Here is an 18,473-nt window from a genome sequence, read left to right as displayed (position 1 = left end):
ACATGGGGCATTCCTCGCTCGCGTGGTAACGGTCGCTACCCCTCGTGGTGATCACCTGGGGAAGGTTTGGCACGCCTCGCTCCTCTCCGGAGTCCGGCGAGCAGGGGGACGTCTCCCTGCTCGCCGACGCTGCTGGTCAGGCAATCGCTCTGGGCTCAGCAAACGGGCTGAAGTGCATCGGCTGTCAGTCGAACTATGACCGCTCCCGAGGCGAGCCGCTACCGGTTCAGAACAGGCCGGGCGGGGCGGCTTCGGCGTCCTTGGAGGCGCGGGCGGGCTTGGCCGGCTTGGGCTTGGCGGGCTTCTTCTTGTCGTGCAGGCCCTTGGCGACCTCCTCGGCGTAGCGGGCGTGGTTGAGTTCGAGAAGACGGTCCACAAACTCGCGCTGTGCGTAGGGGCCGACCGTGTAGCGGGTCTCCCGGCCGCCGACCGTATGGAAGCCGTGCTCGAGCTTGTCGAGCATGTCGTTCCAGCCGTAGGCCCGGCAGACCGCTGTGTCGATGTCCCGGTGGATGCGGCGCAGCTCGACGATGTCCTCGTCCTGGCAGGCCGGATCGTTGACCAGGTTGTACGTCGCGGTCAGGCCGGCCTGACGAGCGACCATGAGCTCCCGCCGGTACGTGTCGAGCCGGTCGCCGAGATCCCGCATCTCCTCGGTCAACTCGGGCAGCGGCAACGTTTCAAACGCATCTGACGGCGAGTAGTTGATGTCCGCCTTCATCGTCGAGCTTCGCGTAACTGTCCACCAATAGTGCAGCGCACTCGACAGCATCGATAGCATCCCTGTGTCATCCGTCGCGAATACAGCAAGCTTATGCGCGAACACTTGCCCGGTCGACACCATCGCCGGCATCACGACCTTGCTCACCAGTGTGATCACAATGACCCGGTCAAGCTTCTTGATAGCTTCGTAGAGGTTGGGAGCACGCTCTGCGTATTGCCACCACCGTTCACGACGTGCTGCTCGCTTGTTACCGTCCCGCTCAGGCTTCACTAGTCGGCGTACCTGGTCGTACGGCTCGGTGTAGGTCTTGGCACTTTCCTCTGACCAGTCATGGAAGTTGATGATCCAGCGACTCCCGGAACAGTCCGGTCGGGAGTTGAGGTCCTGCCCATTCAAGTAGGGGAAGAGCACGTCCTTATTGCGCGGATCGCGCTCGATCATGCTCTCAGCAGCCTCCGACTCCATTGTGAAACCCAGGCCGAGCACGTAGGAGCCAATAAATGAGGTATTGGCACTGCTGGATAACCGATACGGATTCCCTGATACGCGGGATTCAGCGTCGAGCGATGGCGTGATGGCTGCAACTACAACGCCGTCTGCCACTCGCTGAGCCTGATCACCGAGGGCAGCACGACTGGTCCAGGTGGCGCAGTACTCAAGGACGGCTGACCTCGATGGCCATGGCTTGCTCTTGATGGCCTGGCGAATCGTCGTCCCCTCAGCCACAAGTTGATCGAGACCGACCTCTCGGGTGTCGCCCTGGGCGAGAGTGTTCGTGGCGATCATGCCCGTCTGGCCGTGCTCGTTCAGGATGCCGTGGGCGCGAAGCACGAAGTAGGCCACGAGGTCCGCGCTGCCCCGCGCGCCGCGGCCGATCGCATCGACCATGTATTCGCGGTAGGCCACACCCAATGACCCCGTAAGCCGCTGGCCGCCCAGGAAGGGCGGGTTGCCGATGATGGCGTCGAAGCCGGGGCCGGGCGTGCCCAGGTCGGCCAGGGCGTCGCCGGGCTCGGCCGAACTGCTGGCGGGCTTCTCTTCGAAGACCTCGGGGAACACGAGCGGCCAATGGACGGGCCGGCGGTCGAAGGTGCCGGGGACCTGGTCGGTGGCGAGCCACTCCTTCCGCGCCTCTTCGGCCGCGGGCCAACTGCCGGGCTCACCGCGAACGACGGCACTGGCGCGATGCGCCGCCTCCAGCGACGCCCGGTCGAAGCCGCGGAGCTTGCCGATCTCGGGGTCGGCGTCGCGATCGCTGATCTTGCCCTGCTCGACGGCGTACTTCAGCGACGCTCCGACCAGCAGGTCGGCGAAGAGCCGGTGCTGGCGGGTCTCGCTGTCGATCTCGAACAGGATGCTGCGCTTCTTGTTCAGCGCGTCGATCCCGTTCTCCTCCACCGAGATGTCGACCAGGCGCCGCCGCTTGTCGGCGGTGCCGCGCACCATCCGACGCACGTCCGCCGTGAAGTCGAGCGCCGAGTCCCTGAACAGCTTGCGCCCGCGCGACGGCACGAGGTGCATGTATTCAAGCTGCTCCAGCGACGTGATGCCGAGCAACGCGTCGCCGACCACGAGACGGTCGTCCACGAAGGTGAACGGCCGGGAGGAGTCCATAGACACCAGCCACAGCGACAGCTTGGCCATCTCGACGGCCATGGGGTTGATGTCCACGCCATAGAGGCAGTGCTCGATGACCTGCCGGCGGGCCTCGATGACGACGGGGTCCGCGTCGGCATCGGCCGTACGGTCCTCGGCGGTCTCCAGGTAGGCGGCGGCCTCCTCGCGGCCTTCCTGCGACCACGCCTCGACCAGCCGGTCCCCCAGGTAGCGTGCGGCGGCCACGAGGAACGCCGCCGAGCCCATGGCGATGTCGGCGATCTTCAGGCCGCGGTGGCCGTCCCCGCCCACGATCTCGGCCGAGCTGCGCAGCTTCCACTGTGAGCGGTCGGCCGTCTGCAGCGGTCCCGGCGAGTAGACCAGCGGCTCCAGCGCGTTCTTGACCACGTCTTCGGCCAGGAACTTCGGCGTGTAGTGGGTGCCGGTGTTCTTGCGCAGGGCCGACTCGGTGACGTACAGCGCGCCGGGCAAGATGACCACGGGCAGGCCGCGCAGGTCGTCGCGCAGCAGCCCGGCGAACGGCAGCAGCCGCCGCGCGAGGTCGGCGTCGCCGCCGGTGACGGCGAGCAGCCTGCGGGTGGCCTCCAGCGCGCCGGCCTCGTCGAGCGGCGCGAGCCGCTTACGCAGCGCGGCCACGCTGCCGATGCCCGAGTCCTTGTACTTCTCCGCCAGCTTCTCGGCGAGGTCACCGGAAGCGTTTCGGGCCAGCGCCTCCAGGTCGTGGAGCTCGACCTCCTCTTCCCGGCCGGGCTTGCCGACCAGGCCGACGACCACATCGGCGGCGCGGAAGCCGTCGAAGGACAGCAGTCCCTCGTACACGTAGCCGATCTGCTCGACGTCGAGCATGCGGAAGCTGAGCGTGCGGCGCTCGCGGTTCTTGCCGCTGCCGACCTCGACGTACTGCACGGCGCGCAGCATGTGCATGACCGTGCGGTCGTCGATCGTGAGCGGCATCCAGGCGTACGCGTCGGGGTCGAACAGCGACCCGTCGTGGGCGTGCATGGTCAGGCGCGGGTGCTCGACCCCGCTGTGCACGGCGCGGAACAGCGCGAGCAGGCGGTGCCAGGCGGCGTGGCTGTTCTCCAGCTCCTCCTCGCTGCCCTCGATGGCGCGCTGCTCCAGCTCGGCGCAGAGGCGCCCGGCCGAGTACGCCGTGGCGTACACCTTGTTGTCGGACGGCAGCAGGCCGCGCTCCTCGGCGAACAGCAGGAAGACGACGCGCATCATGACCGAGACCGAGCCGCGGTAGACCTCGTGCGCGGTGACGTCGTCGGGCACGCCGGCCCGGCCGATGGCGGCGACGAGCAACTCCACGGCCTGGCGCACCTGCACGCCGAGGGCCTCGGTGATGTCCTCCTGGCTGTCGAGGCTGGCCTTGAGCAGCGCCGGCAACCGCTGGGAGTCAGGGAACGAGAAGAACCGGTCGAAGCCCAGCAGCGAGACGAACGCGCGCAGCACGTCGCGCTCGGCCGCCTCCGGCCACGGGATCGCGTCGAAGGTGGCCGTGGTCGTCACACCCCCGCGCGGGGCCCATACCAGCGTCCACCAGCGGCCGTCGGTGACCAGGCCCAGCTCCACGCCGTGGTGACGGCACAGCTGCGCCATCCGGTCGGCGGGGGTGGCGGCCCACTTGGCGTGCTTCATGCGGGCCGTCGGATGCCCGCTGGTGATCATGCCGAGCAGCCGTACGGTGTCGGGCTTGGGCTGGTGGCCCGGCACGGCAAGCGCGAACGACGGCGTGATCGTGGTCTCGTGCTCGGGGACGTCCAGCGCCAGGTGATCCAGTCCGCCGATGTGGACGGCATCGTCCCAGCGCAGCAGGCCGCGCAGGACGTGCTCGATCCAGTCGCGGCGGTCGCCGCCCTGCTGCCAGGCGGTGTGGGCGAGGCGGAGCCTGTCGCGCCGCTGCTTGTCGACCGCGTCGAGGGCCGGCCAGGTGGCGCGCAGCACCGGGAGGCTGAGGAACGGCCCGCTCACCTCGACCAGCGCGAGCCACCCCTGGTGGTCGACGTCCTTGCTGACTATGCTCCTGAATCTGCTCATCGGACTGCCTCCCGCCTCGGCACGACGAAGACCACAGCCACTGGGAACCGATGCGGCCTGGGGTCGCGGTAGCGCGCCGCGATCTCCGCCAGCTCCCGGTCACGCTCACGGCCGAGCCCGGCCAGGCGTTCCTCCCAGGATCTGCGATCTCTGCGGTATTGGTCCCGCTCCTCCTTGGACACCGCCTCGTGGCGGCTGAACAGCGCGTCGCCGTCCTGGTCGCCCTCGGCGAGCTTGGCCCGCAGGGTGGCCTCGAACCGCTTCAGGTTGGCCTTGACGCGCTCCTGCTCGGCCTCCATCCGCTGGGCGAGCTTGCGTTCGAGCTGGCCGCGCTTCTGCTCGGTGCGCCAGTCGATCGACTGCAGCAGCGGCCCGGCCACCCGCGGCCACGCCTCGGCCAGGCGGTGCCGTACGGGGGCAGAGGCGGGGGTTCCCTGCGTGAGCGCGCGGTCGAGGATGCCGCCGAGCACGGTCAGGTTCTCCAGCCGGCGGAACCGGCCGCTGTCGGACGGCACCCAGCCGCCCGCATACAGGACCTCCTCGTGCAGCCGCACACCGTCACCACCGACCAGCACGAACCGGGAGAACGCCCCGGCCAGGGTGGTCTCCAGGGCGGGGTCGTCACTGACGACGGCCGTGACGCGATGCAGGCCGATCTCGGCGTTGGAGACGGCGGCGCGCAGCAGCCGGGTGGACATGGCGACCAGCGGGTGCCCCAGGTGGGCGAGCACGACGTCGTCGCGCACCCGGCCCTCGGGGTCGAGCGTGGCCTCGGGGTCGAACGTCACCGGCCTCTGGCGCGGTGTCTCGTCCTTGCGCGTCGTCTTGGCCAGCAGCCCGGCGCCCGCACGTTCCCATGAACCGGTCAGCGGCGGCACATCGAACAGGCCCTCGGTGAGGTGCTTCTCGTCGAGATGCGGTGTGAGCGGCTGCTGCCGGGCCAGCGACAGAGCGGTGTCGACGACCCGCTTGACGTTCGCCGGGGTGATGCCCAGCTCGGCGACGGTCTCGTCCAGGTTGGCGCGGAGCTTGCGCACCTGGTCGCGGACGTTCGTCTCGGCCGGGACCGCGCTCGCCGGATCACCGGCCTGCTCGACGTCGTAGTCGGCGATGTCGCCGAGCATGCGCCGCTGCACGGCCCGCGCGAGCACCGCGTTGACCGAGCCAAGGTCCTCTTCCATCTGCGCGACCTTGTTGGCCACCCGCGACAGGAACTCCAGGTCGGCCTCGTAGGAGTCGACGGCCGTGTCCCAGCCGGTGCCGACGAAGTGGCGGATGTCGGGCGTGCGCTTCTGGCCCCAGCGGTCGACGCGGCCGATCCGCTGCTCCAGCTTGTTCGGGTTGAACGGGATGTCGTAGTTCACCAGCCGGTGGCAGTGGTTCTGCAGGTCGATGCCCTCACTGGCGGCGTCGGTGGCGACCAGGATGCGTACGGGATGCTCGCTCGGGTCCTTCTGGAACGCGACCCGGAGCTGCTCCCGCTCATCGGCCGACATGCCGCCGTGCAGCACGGCGAGGTGCTCGTCGCCGAGGTCCTCCTGCCGCAGGAGGTCGACCAGCCACTTCTGGGTGTCGCGATATTCGGTGAAGACCACGACCCGCTCGTTCGACCAGTGCTCGTCGGGGCGGCAGACGGCCCGCAGGTAATTGATGAGCTCGCGCGCCTTGGTGTCGGGCGACGACTCGTAGTCGCGGGCCCAGGCGCGCATGCGCTGGAGCAGCTCGATCTCCTCGTCGCCTGCGACGCCCTGCAGCGGCGCGGCCAGCGACAGCGCGTCGTCTTCGGCCTCGGCGAGCGGCTCGTCGTCGAGAGTGGCGGTCTCCTCCCAGAAGTCGTCCATCCACTCCTCGACGTCGGCGTCGTCGTCCTGCCTGACCTCGACGGGTTCGCGTACGCCGTCGAGGTAGACGTCGAGAGTGTGGGCGAAGGCGGCGGGGCTGGAGAACAGGCGCTTCTTGAGCAGCAGCGTCACGAGGTCGGCGGCCTTGCGGCCCTTGACGTTCTTGTTGAGCCTGGCCCGGCGCACCTGCGCGAACCGCTTGAGCAGGTCGTGCACCTGGCGTTCGTCGGGCGGGTAGAGGACCGGGATCGCGCTCGCCTCCCGGTCGACGAACCGCTTGGTGCCGTCGGCGTTGACGATGTGGCGCTTGAGCCGGCGGATGACCGTCTCCTTGACGGCGGCCTGGTCGGGGTCGACGCCGCGGGCGAACCGCTGGTCGTCGAGGATCTCCAGCAGCGCGGTGAACGACGCCTGATAGCCGTTGTGCGGGGTCGCCGACAGGAACAACCGGTGGGTGAAGTGCGGGGCCAGGCGGCGGATGAGCTTGGTCTGCTGGGAGTCCACGGCGTACACCTGCTTGGGCGCGGCGGGCGCAACGTGGTGGGCCTCGTCGAGGATGAGCAGGTCGAAGCGGCGCTCCATCGCGCCGGGGTCGAGCACCTCGTCGAGCAGCCGCTGCGCCTTCTGGCCGCGCAGCCAGGGCAGGCTCACGATGCTCAGCGGATAGACCGTGAACGGGTTGGCCGCGCTGCCGTGCGTACGGCGGACCTGGGCGCAGCGCTCGGTGTCGATGATCGTGAAGTCGAGGCCGAACTTCTCGGCCATCTCGTCCTTCCACTTGAGCGTGAGGCCGGCCGGGCACACGATCATCACGGTCCGGGCGCGGTGGCGCAGCAGCAGTTCCTGGGCGACGAGCCCGGCCTCGATGGTCTTGCCGAGGCCCACGTCGTCGGCGAGCAGCAGGTTGACGCGGGGCGCGTCGAGGGCGCGGGAGACCGGTTCGAGCTGGTAGTCCTCGATGGCCACGCCGGACCGGTACGGCGCCTGCAGCGTCTTGACGTCGGCGCTGGTGACGGCCGACCAGCGGATGGCGTCGAGGAACGCGGCCAGGCGTTCGGGCGAGTCGAATCCGTCGGGAGTCACGTCGGGCAGCGAGCCGCTGGGCAGCACGCGGCGGCCGGGCTCGATCTCCCAGACGACCTCCAGCGTGTCGCCGTACCGGCCGTCCTCGACGCTCTGCAGGGTCACCAGCGTGCTGCTCTCGCCAGGCTCGACCTCCCCGACCACCCATCGCTGCCCGCGTATCGCGACCAGCTCGCCGATGGCCGGTCTTTCCGACGTCGCGCTCGTCACCCGTTCACCCCTCGCCGACGACCCTTGCCAGCTTGCGCCGTGCTCCGCTACACCAAGACACCGTAATGCGGCTTCTGCATCATGGCCCGAAGGATCGGTCCAAAGCCGACTGCGGGAAGATCCCGCCCGGAAGCACGCGCCGCAATCTACGCCAGATCATCAATACCTGTCTACACCAAGATAGGATTGTGTCTCGAATTCACAAGTGATCTACTAGTGGCCCCGAACATGCGCTAGACATGACAGCCCCCGACGCCGGCCGATGGGAGTCACATGGCGGATCGCCGGGAGCCGAAGCTCGGCACCGTGGTGCAGAAGGCGCTCGCGTCCGGTCCCGTGCCACGCGACGCGCTGCTGCAGGCGGTGCAGCAGGCGGGCCTGCGGCGCATCGATTTCGGCCTGCTCTGGGAGACCTGCGTCACCCACGGAATCGCCGACCTCGACGGCGAGCTGTGGGTGCCCCGGGGCCGGGCCGCACCGGTCGCCGAAGGACCCCGCGGCAGGAGCCCCCCCGGCAGAACCTCTTCGAGGGACATGCGGCAGCGGTCGTGCGGCGTCCGGCGGAGGCGGCCGATCTTCCCGCCGTCGAGCCGGTCCCACCTGTCGGGCCGTCCCCTCAGGCTGGGCCGAGGTGGCCGCGGGAGCGGCCCGAGCACTGCGCGACGGATTGAAGACCGTGACGAACCGCCGGACGCAGAGCGACGTGCCCTTGTCCGGGGGCAGCGAGGCGGGTGCGGCGGGCCGCCGTGTGCTGATGCGGTACGAGGCCCAGGGCGAGCTCGGCGTGGCCGAGGGAAGTCCGGCCACTCTGATCGTCAAGGAGCTCACCATCGAGGTCGAGGCGGTCTCGGTCTTCGGCAACGTCGTCACCCTCTCGCTGCCTCCGGGAACTCCTACGGCGCGGGAGGCCACCCTGCGGCTGGACCTGTCGTGGCTGCTGACGGCCCAGAGCGAGCGACTGGACGAGCCGGCCCACGGCGGCCCCGGCTTCGACGCGGCCGCCGCGCTGGCCGTTGTGTCACCGGAGCGGGGCCGCGTCTCGACCGCACACGGAAGACTGCCTGTTGAAGAGCTGGACGGTCTCAACGCCGGGCAGCGCAACGCCGTGGAGCTTGCCCTCGCGCCGACGCTCACGTGGTTGTGGGGCCCACCGGGCACCGGCAAGACCAGTCCTCGACGAGGCCAGCATGACCAGCGCGGCCCTCGCCATGCTCGTCGCCGGGGCCGGCCGCGGGCACACGGTGATCGCCGGGGACTTCCGCCAGCTGCCGCCGGTCACCGTCGCGGACACCCCGGCCGCACAGGAATGGCTGCGGCGCAGCCCTTTCGAGAAGGCGGGGATCACGAGCGCCGTGTCCGAGGGCCGGATGCCCGCCCGCCTGGCCGCCCTCACCGAGCAATATCGGATGCGCGAGCACATCGGCCACATCGTCAGCACGGCCTTCTACCCCGAGAGCCCGCTCGTCACGGCCCCGAGCGTCGCGGGCAGACCAGTCCGAAGCCGAGTGCCATGGGCGAGCGCCCAACTGGCCCCGGCACCGGTGTCGTGCTGCGGACCGAGCACCACGCGTTCGCCGACGCCGTACGGCGCATGCAGCGGCGGCGCTCGGGATCGGCACCCGGGAGCGGCCGTCCCGGCGACGACTGCGGACGCTGCCGGCGCATGCTCGTCCGCTATGAGCAGGACCGCGCGGGGCAGCCGGACCTTCGCTACGAGTGCCCGGCGTGTGATCGAACGGCGCCGGGGAGCAACTCCAGGCGGCGACTGTGCTCATGAACGAGGTGGCAGCCACCCGCTGTCGCCGACCGCGAATTCTCCCGAATCACGCATTCGCTCTATTGTGCGAGTTTCGAATCAAGGACCGTTCGCCAACAATAACGACGGACCGAATGCCATGCGAAACATCAGGACAAAATCCAGACGCCTCAGCGCATGATTTAGCATCGGCTGCCGGGCAAACGTCGCCGGATGGACAGGCGTTCGGCCACATGGGGGCGTCGTTGGCGTGGAGGGGCCGCTTGGGATGGCGTGATGAGGTGGTCACGGCACTGGACCAGTGGATCGCGTTGGAAGGAGGAGGCGGGCGAGCGCCACAATGGCGGCGGGTCGGCGCCGCGCGGTCCACCGCCGAGCCCGGAATCTTCGTGGTCGACATCCGGGGTTCGGACCTGAGCGCCGACCATCTGAACGAATTATGTCTGGCGGGCGCGGAACCGGGCAGCGTCAAGGCCGGCTTTCGGGCCATGGACGCGACGGTGGAAGGGCGTTTGCTGCGGATACGGGTGGCAGAGTTCGCCGCCCCGCCCGACCCGCACGTCTGGATCCTGCGGCACCCGCCGGACTTCCTGCTCACCGCGTTGCGCGACGGCATCGCCGGGCTCCCCGACGGCGGCCTCGCCAACCTGCTCGCCCGCGGCGAAATCGGCGGAACGCTGTCGGAGGCTCCGGCGCCCCCGGGGCTCTTGCCCGCCCAGCAACTGGCATACCGAGCCTGCCTCGGAGCGGGCGTCTGGCTGGTTTGGGGACCGCCGGGGACCGGGAAGACGCGGCTGCTGCAGGCCGCGATCGGCGACATGATAACGGCCGGCAAGCGGATCCTGCTGGTCTCCAGCACCAACATCGCCGTTGACAACGCCCTGAAGGGAGTGCTGGCACAGCAGCGTCATCGGCCGGGCGAGGTCGTCCGGGTGGGGCCGCCGCAGCTTCGAGAGGTCGCCGAAGATCCGGACGTCTGCCTGCCTCTGATGGTGCGCACGCGGCTGGCCGAGGTCGAAGAGCGACGCCGGGCCGTGGCGGAGCAGCTTCTGGAGATGCGTCGCGACGAAGACCGGTTGCGCCATCTCGATGCCCGGCTCACCGGCTTCGACGCCGCGGCATACGAAAAGGCGCGCATCCGGTTGCGTACGCCCGGCCTCGGCACCGAGTCCCTGGCGGAGGCTCTCACCGCATGCGAAAGGGCCGCGGAGAACGGCGCACGGGCTGTGGCGGACGCGCAGCGGCGATGCGAAGCCGCCGAGCGGGCGGCCGCCGAGGCGCTCCCCGCGCGGCGCGAGTGGCAGCGGGTCGAGGAGAAACGCAGGGAGGTGGCGAAGGTCGAGGAGGCCGCCACACAGGCCGAGGCCCGCGCCCTGCTCGCGGAGCACGACTGCGCGCGGATCGAAGGCGAGATCAGCAAGCTGCGGCGCCCTTCGGGGAAGGTCAGATGGCGGGATCGGGGCAGGCTGGCGGAGCACGAGCGCGCGCTCGTGGGCGCGGTGTCCCTCCGAGATGAGCTGCGCTCCCACGCTGCGACGGCCCGCCGTACGGCGGAACGCTTCCGCGAGGACACCGAAGCGGCGCTCGCGCAGGTCGTCGCCCGCATCCCGTTCGGGCCTGACGAGATCACGCGCCGCGAGGACTCCGCGCGCCGGGCGGCCGCCGAGCTCAGCGTTCTGCAGACGACTCAAATGGCGACGCTGGAGCGCCTCGAAAGCCTACGGCAGGCCGAGGCGATGTCTCGGGCCGCGGAAGAGCTGGTGGCCGAGTGCGAGCGGCACGAATGGCCCACTCACCATGCGGAGGCCGAAACACTGCGCAGGAAGGCGTCTCGGGAAGCCGCTCGCCGCACCGAACTGGAAAAACGGCACTGCGAGCTGCAGGAGGAGTACGACCGGCTCGCCCGTGACGCCCAGGGAGAGATCATCAAAGCGGCGCGGCTGGTGGCCACGACGCTTGCCAGATTCCGCACCACCAAGGCCGTCCTCGCGGGCCCCTACGACGTCGTGCTGATCGACGAGGTCGGAGCCGCGACACTGCCGGAGGTCCTCCTGGCCACGGCCAAGGCCTCGGGTTCCGCCGTTCTGCTGGGCGACTTCATGCAGCTCGGCGCGGTGCTGCCGAATCCGATCAAAGACAGCGATCGGCCCGACATCCGGCGCTGGCTGGTCCCCGACGTCTACGAACACTGCCGTGTCACCTCGCCGGAGGCCGCCGCGAAGCACCAGGGCTGCCTGGTCATGGACACCCAGCACCGCTTCGGTCCGCATGTCATGGACTTGGCCAACCGTCTCGCCTACGGCGGTGTCCTCAAGGCGGGCGCCGGAGTGCGGCCCCGCACCGCCGACGATCCGGAGATCGTCTTCGTCGACACGGACGGCCTGCACGAGCTGGCCCAGGTCCACCGTACGGGCCGCAAGAGCGGCTGGTGGCCGGCGGGAATCCTGCTCTCCCGTGCCCTCATCGACCTTCATCAGGACGACGGCGAAACTGCGGGAATCGTCACCCCCTACGGCGTGCAGGCAGAGGCCACCCTGGAGGCGCTGCGCGACATCGAGCAAGCTGATCGGCAGCTGGTCGAGGTCGGCACGGCCCATCGCTTCCAGGGCCGGGAGTTCCCCATCGTCGTCTTCGACACGGTGGAAGGGCGTCACGGAGGGGGCATGTGGATGGCGGACGCATCCGCACGCCCTGGCGCCGGGCGCTGGGAGCGCGAGGGGTTGCGGCTGTTCAACGTCGCCGTCACGCGCGTCAGGACCCGGCTTTACGTCATCGGAAGCGGCGAACGACTCTTTCATGCACGCGCCGGAACCGCACTCGGTCACCTCGCCGCCTTACACCAGGAGCGGAAGATCCGTCGGCTGGAGGCGACGAAGCTGATCTCACCACCCGCCGACGTCGCCGCCGACCTCGGTCCCTTCGGCGCCCGGCTGGCCGACGTCCTCGGACGCCACGTGGAGATCACCGCCGTCGACGACGAGCGCTCGTTCTATGAGACCTTCACCGCCCGCCTCGCCGAAGCACGCCACTCCGTCTGGCTGTGGTCCCCCTGGGTGGCCAGGCGGGTCAGGGCCATCCTCCCCGCGCTGAAGGAGGCGGTGGCCCGGGGCGTCCGCGTCACGGTCTTCGTCCGGGATCCCAGCGACTCCTTGCAGCAGAAGGAGAGATTCGCCGATTGCCTGGCAGAACTCCGCTCGATCGTCCCGGCTGTCATCGAGGTCAACGACATGCACCAGAAGATCGTCGTCATCGACGAGCGCCTCGTCATGCTGGGCAGCCTCAACGTGCTCTCCCAGCACCGGACACGGGAAGTGATGGTGACCATGCGCGGTGGCCACTTCGCCCGCAAGATCCTGCAGCACGAGCACGCGGAGGACTTCAGCCGGCCGCCTCGCTGCGGTCGCTGCCGGCAGCGGCAAATCGATCTGCGTCGCCGTAGCAACGGGAATTGGTATTGGCGCTGCTACAACAAAGCCTGCCAGGGAGGGCCAGGGAAAAAGGCGTGGACGGCCGACATCGTCTTTCGCGGCGGCCGCGCCGATCGCACCGTCTGAGATAGGACGAGATTCTCAGGCCGGAGGAGTGAGCTCGCCGGTGCCGAAGCCTTTGACGATGGCGGCGGCGGTGGCGCGGCCGGCGATGTCGAGGTTTCGGAGCTCGTCTTCGAACTCGAAGACCTTCCGGAAGGCCTCGCCGTACCGTCGCTGCTCCTCAATGGGCATGCGCGGCACCACCACGCGGCGCGGGTCGAATCGGCTGATGCTCGATTGGGAGCCGCTGCCCGGCCCGGCAGAGGTCGCCTTCAGGAAGCCCGCGAGGAAGTACCCGTCGATCCGTTGGGGGTCGGGCCGCAGGAGGGTCAGCCGCGGGCCGAGCACGATGCCCTTCTCCGTGACGACTCTCACCGCGAACTCGCCTGCTCTGGCGGCTACGACGACGTCACCCGGTTCTGTGACGATGCGATCGTCCGGCTGGGTGCGGGACTGTGGTGTGGTGCCGGAGAAAAGGTCCTGATCGGTGATGACGATGTCGCCCGATCCGGATATGTCGAACCGTCCCGAGCTGAACACCTTGATCGCCCCGGCCCGCTCCATCTCTGCGAGGTCGACCGAGGGCATCGTCTTGGCCGGAGCGGGAACGGCCTCGGGGACCATCGTGGTCAACCGCTCCAGACGTTTGAGCAACTGCTCGCGGACCGCCGGAAACTGCTGCGCCGGCGCCTGGTCTTCCACACTCACATGCCGGCCGGGGGTGAGGTCGACGTTCTCGTCCATCAACTCGATGACGGGGACGGCACACACCGGCCCTGCTTGTTCCGCCCGTTGCCCGGGGGCGGAACGGAACTGCTGCCAGCGGTCGGCGATCTCGCCGAAGGTCTCCGGCTCGGCCTCGGCCATGAGAACGTGGGACGGGACCGGGTCGCCGTCGGCCGGCTTGCGGAGGACCCACAGGTGCAGAGGTAGGCCCGTGCCCACGCCCATCCGCGACGGCAGGCCGATGACCGCCTGCAGCGTTCCCTGCCGGAGGAGGTTGCTCCTGATCCGCCGGCCTGACCGGCGGTTGGCGGCCACTGCGGGCATCAGCATGACGGCGATGCCGCCGGGTTTCAGGTGTGACAGGGCGTGTTGCGCCCATGCGAGCTCTGATTCGGCCTTGGGCGGCAGCCCGTACTCCCAGCGGGGGTCACTGGCCAGGTCGTCGTAGCCCCAGTTGCGTTCGTTGAACGGCGGGTGGCACAGCACGGCATCGACAGTGAGATCGGGCCAGGAGTCGCAGCGCAGGGAGTCACCGGTCCCCACCGATCCCTCGATCTGCGCCAGAGCCAGCCGTGTCCGGGCGAGGCGTGCGACGGTGTCGTCCGCCTCCTGACCGTACGCGTGGTCCAGATGGCGGATCGTGGTGAGGAGTGTCCCGAGACCGCACGCGGGGTCGAGGACGGATCGGACGTCCGGGCCGGCCAGCCTCGCCATGAACTGCGCGATCTCCGGCGGCGTCTCGAACAGGCGGCGGGAGTGGACGTCGGCGTAACGGTCGAGAAGGAACCGGGCCGCCTCGGCACTCCCCTGCTCCTCGGCGAGCTCCTGCAGCAGCCGCCAGGCGGGAGCGGCGACGAGACGGCGTTCCCCCTGGCCCAGCAGGAGCTCGGTGGCCTCGGCGACCACCGCTCCCAGGTGCAGGTCGTCGGCGGCGTTCCTGATCTGCTGCCAGGCGCGTTCCCTGAGCGGCACCTCCTCGACCTTGCCCTGGTGGAGAAGCCACTCCTCAACGGCCTTGAGCGAGAAGGTGGGGCTGGTCGCGGTGCCGCCGACCGGTGCCGGGAAGTCCTCGTATCGCTTTCGCCAGTTGCTCACGGCCGCACGGCCGACGCCGACCATTCTGGCGATATCGGCCGCGGTGACGGTCGCCTCGTCCCCCGCCATCATCGGCCTCCTCATCGTCCCCGGCTCACGCCGTCAAGATTTACGTGTACGGCGTTCACAGTTTAGCCGCATGCTTATAACCCCGGAGGTCAGCCGAAGCGATGATCTGCCTGAACCCCTTCCGGTCCTCCGGATGCGCGCTCAGCACGTAGAAGGCGACCTTCGACTGCGGGAGATACCAGATCATCATCGTGTACGTGAGGTTGACCTCGCAGGCGACCTGCCACTCCCGGTAGTACGCCTTCCTGCCGTCGCGCATCTTCGCCAGCCCGGAGTGGACGAGCCGCGAGGCATAGGGATCGATGCCGTAGTACAGCCCCGCCTCTCCCTCGTCCTCCGAAACCGATCCGTACGGATCGCGGAGCACGCCCCCTCCCGTCAGGCAGGGCACGTGCTGCCCCCACATGAAGCCGAATTCGGAATCCTCGATGCCGAAGCCCGGCCAGTCGTCCTTCGTCGACGTGAGCTCGACGGCCATGGAATCGGGGCGGCAGAAGAAGTCCCAGGGACCGTCGGCTCCCCCTGACCGGGGAGACTCCACGCAGGCCCGATCGTCGCCGTCGGTGGTCATCCGCCAGCCTTTGGGGAGCGTCAGCGAGACGCCCTTGAAGGACACCCTCCTGCTCTCGGCCTCCGGCTTCTTCTTCGGGCTCTCCGCCGGCGTCGGAGTGGCCGTGGCCGTCGTGACCGGGACCGTCGTGGCCGTCGCTGTCGTGGCGGGGGCCGGCACCGAGGCTGCAGGCGCTGCCTGGGAGACGGCGGGTGTGGAACGTTCCGATGCGGACGCGGCGATGATGGCGGTCACAGTGATCAGGGTGACCGCGGCCGCGGTCGCCACGTAGGCGTGGATCCACGACGCTCCGGATCGCCGGGCGACGACTGTCACCGGTGCGCCGTCGGCTCCGGAGACAGCCCCGGCGGACTCGACCGCCGCCGGGGCGGTCGCCGGTTCCTCCGGCCGCAGGACCTTGGTCGGCGGAGCGGGAGCGACGCGGACCTCCGGCCAGCCGGGCGCCTCGTGGAGCGGGAGCACCCAGGTCCGCTGGATGAACGAGGTGACGTCGCCCGGTTCCGTCCCGGGCTCCTCGCCCTGCCAGGTCTCGGTCACCGCCGCGAGGACGTCGGCGGCGGCGGGCCGCTGCGCGGGGTCCTTGGCCAGTGCCCGGCCGACGAGGTCACGCAGGTCCTCCGGCACGGCCTGGAGGTCGGGGATCTGCTCGCGCACCCGGTAGGCCAGCACCTCGGGACGGCCGGTGCCGTACGGCGGCTCGCCCGTGGTCGCGTACAGCACCAGCAGGCCCCAGCCGTAGACGTCGGCCGGGGTGCCGGCATGGCCCTCGCCGTACTCCTCGGGGCTGATCCACCCGGGCGAGCCGATCAGCGTGCCGGTGTGCGTCATCGAGGTGGAGTCGAGGACCTTGGCGATACCGAAGTCGATGAGCCGGGGCCCCTGCGGCGAGCAGATCACATTCGGCGGCTTCAGATCGCGGTGCACGACCCCGGCGGCGTGCATGGCCACGAGCGCCTCCGCGACTCCGGCGGCCAGGCCGTACAGTGCGTCGCCGGTCAGCGGCCCCTCGGCCTGCACGTGCTGTTCGAGCGTGGGCCCGGGAATGAACTCCGTCGCCAGCCACGGGCGCTCGGTCCCGGCATCGGAGTCGAGCACACGGGCGAGACAGGCTCCCTCGACTCCGGCGAGTACGGAGGTCTCCCGGCTGAAGCGGCGACGGAACTCGAGGTCGACCGACAGGGTCTCGTGGACGAGCTTGACCGCCACGCGCCGGCCGGAGCCGTCCACGGCCGCGTAGACGACTCCCATGCCGCCCGCACCGAGACGGCCGACGACCAGGTATGGACCGATCCTGCGTGGATCACCCGTCAACAGCGGCTGCACGCACCCTCCGTGCTGATGTCACAAGGCGCGACCGGTTCGGGCGGATTCACCGCTTTGCGCGCCGCAAGTAACATGACACAGAGCCATGTGTGAATGCAACCCGTAAATAAGTTGTGTGCGCGATTCACAGCATGCTTTACTTGCAGCCGTCCCCGTTCACACCCCCGCCGCGGACTCCCGGCCGGCAACGACGAAGAAGGCGTCCCCATGCACTCGAACCCGCAGCAGCCGCCGCACGGCTACCCGCCGCCCTACCCCCAGACCGTCGTCGTGCAGAAGAAGGGCGGCGGCTGCCTGAAAGCGCTCCTGATCGGCGCCGCCGTGCTCGCGGGCCTGATCGTCCTTGGAACGATCCTCAAGGGCGGTGGGCAGAGCGACACCCAGGCGAGCCTGACCGACACACCCGAGCACGCCACCCAGACCCACAAGGCGAAGAAGCCGCAGGTCCCCGGGCTGGGCGACGTGGTCAAGGACGGCAAGTTCGCGTTCAAGGTCACCAAGGTCGAGAAGGGACTGTCCCAGGTCGGTGAGGGCTTCACGGTCTCCAAGGCCCAGGGGCAGTACGTCCTGATCCACCTGACCGTGAAGAACATCGGCGACGAGGCGCAGATGTTCAGCGACTCGGCGCAGAAGCTCATCGACGCCAAGGGCCGCACGTTCGACGCCGACTCCGGAGCCGCCGCGCTCGGGCTCAAGGACTCCAATGCGTTCCTCAACAACATCAACCCGGGGAACTCGGTCAACGGCATCCTGCTGTTCGACGTGCCGAAAGACGTCAGGCTCAAGGCGGTCGAGCTGCACGACTCGCTGTTCTCCGATGGTGTGACCGTCTCCCTGGCACGGTGAGCGTGGGCTACTACTCCAGCGTCATGGGCTGCATGCTCGGCGGCGCCGTCGGAGACGCTCTGGGCAGCCCCGTCGAGTTCATGTCCCTGGCACAGATCCGCGCCACTCATGGACCGGACGGACTGCGCGACATGGTCTCGACCGAGGTCACCGACGACACGCAGATGACCCTGTTCACGGCGGAAGGGCTGATCCGCGCACGGCTTCACCGCATCGACCCCGTCGAGGCCGTCCGGAACTCCTACCTCCGCTGGCTCGACACGCAGCAGTTCCCCGAGCCGCCGGCCGCGGACGACGCCCTGCGCAACGGGTGGCTCAGGCGAGAGAGGTGGCTGTACGCGGTGCGGGCGCCGGGCATGGCCTGCCTGTCCGGGCTGTACGCCGCCGGGCGGCACGTGAACGTCCCCGCCCCCGGCGCCATCGGCGAGATCAACCCGCTCTCCAAGGGCTGCGGGTCCGTGATGCGTTCCGCGCCCTTCGGACTGTCGGTGTTCGACCCGTTCGAGACGGCGGCCCGCTGCTCCTACCTCACCCACGGGCATCCCACGGCCTCGCTGTCCGCCGGAGCGTTCGCCGCGATCATCCACGACCTCGTTCACGGCGACCCGCTGGAGCAGGCCGTACGACGGGCGCTCGGCCGGCTCACCACCTGTCCCGCGCACGAGGAGACCGTCAGCGCGCTGCGCGCCGCCGTCCACCTGGCCGCCGGGCCCGAGCCGACAGCCGAAGCGGTCGAATCCCTCGGGGCGGGGTGGGTCGCGGCGGAGGCTCTCGCGATCGCCGTCTACTGCGCGCTCGCCGAGCCGGACCCGGGAAAGGCCCTCCTTCTGGCGGTCAACCACTCCGGCGACTCCGACTCCACCGGCGCCATCTGCGGCAGCATCCTCGGCGCACGGCACGGGTTCAGGTTCCTGCCCGCCGAATGGGTCGACGCGGTGGAAGGCCGCCGGACCCTCGTGAAGATCACCTACGACCTCCTGACGGAACCCACCTCACACAGTTATTGGACCGACCGCTATCCCCGCTGAGGAGAACGCCC

At 69.5% G+C, this 18,473-nt stretch carries 8 protein-coding genes; 4 read left to right on the top strand and 4 right to left on the bottom strand.

The window, feature by feature from the left end:
* Window positions 1-226: 226 nt before the first annotated feature.
* Both OHB01_RS26695 and drmD read right to left on the bottom strand, forming a co-directional pair.
* Window positions 227-4,384, bottom strand: a complete 4,158-nt coding sequence (locus tag OHB01_RS26695) for an Eco57I restriction-modification methylase domain-containing protein (protein ID WP_328854120.1) — start codon at window positions 4,382-4,384, stop codon at window positions 227-229.
* Window positions 4,381-7,518, bottom strand: coding sequence for a DISARM system SNF2-like helicase DrmD (gene drmD / locus OHB01_RS26690; RefSeq protein ID WP_328854119.1), 3,138 nt, complete (start codon window positions 7,516-7,518; stop codon window positions 4,381-4,383). The genes OHB01_RS26695 and drmD overlap by 4 nt, the downstream gene beginning before the upstream one ends.
* 1,510 nt (window positions 7,519-9,028) lie before the next feature.
* Here drmD and OHB01_RS26685 point away from each other — a divergent pair.
* Entirely contained in the window at window positions 9,029-9,295 is a 267-nt protein-coding gene (locus tag OHB01_RS26685; RefSeq protein ID WP_147943198.1) for a hypothetical protein, read from the top strand.
* A 368-nt stretch (window positions 9,296-9,663) separates the two neighbouring features.
* A complete protein-coding gene (locus OHB01_RS26680) occupies window positions 9,664-12,828 on the top strand; it encodes an AAA domain-containing protein (RefSeq protein ID WP_328854118.1) in 3,165 nt (1,054 codons plus the stop codon).
* Window positions 12,829-12,843: 15 nt separating this feature from the next.
* Here the strand turns inward: OHB01_RS26680 and OHB01_RS26675 are convergent, their stop codons facing one another.
* Together OHB01_RS26675 and OHB01_RS26670 are read right to left on the bottom strand one after the other, a co-directional pair.
* Window positions 12,844-14,697, bottom strand: a complete 1,854-nt coding sequence (locus OHB01_RS26675; protein WP_328854117.1) for an N-6 DNA methylase — start codon at window positions 14,695-14,697, stop codon at window positions 12,844-12,846.
* A 52-nt stretch (window positions 14,698-14,749) separates the two neighbouring features.
* The gene (locus OHB01_RS26670) at window positions 14,750-16,588 is read right to left on the bottom strand and encodes a serine/threonine-protein kinase (RefSeq protein ID WP_328854116.1); all 1,839 of its coding nucleotides are present in this window, start codon (window positions 16,586-16,588) and stop codon (window positions 14,750-14,752) included.
* 207 nt (window positions 16,589-16,795) lie between these two features.
* Between OHB01_RS26670 and OHB01_RS26665 the strand changes: the two genes are divergently transcribed.
* Both OHB01_RS26665 and OHB01_RS26660 read left to right on the top strand, forming a co-directional pair.
* Window positions 16,796-17,434: a DUF4352 domain-containing protein gene (locus tag OHB01_RS26665; protein ID WP_142647658.1), complete on the top strand. Its 639-nt coding sequence runs from the start codon at window positions 16,796-16,798 to the stop codon at window positions 17,432-17,434.
* On the top strand, window positions 17,431-18,462 hold the full coding sequence (locus OHB01_RS26660) for an ADP-ribosylglycohydrolase family protein (RefSeq protein WP_244312810.1): 1,032 nt from the start codon (window positions 17,431-17,433) through the stop codon (window positions 18,460-18,462). Before OHB01_RS26665 ends, OHB01_RS26660 begins: the two co-directional genes overlap by 4 nt.
* Window positions 18,463-18,473 lie beyond the last annotated feature (11 nt).

Source organism: Microbispora hainanensis, assembly GCF_036186745.1.
Classification (GTDB): domain Bacteria; phylum Actinomycetota; class Actinomycetes; order Streptosporangiales; family Streptosporangiaceae; genus Microbispora.
Note: the sequence above shows the minus strand (reverse complement) of the source record. Positions and strands in the feature narration are given on the sequence as shown.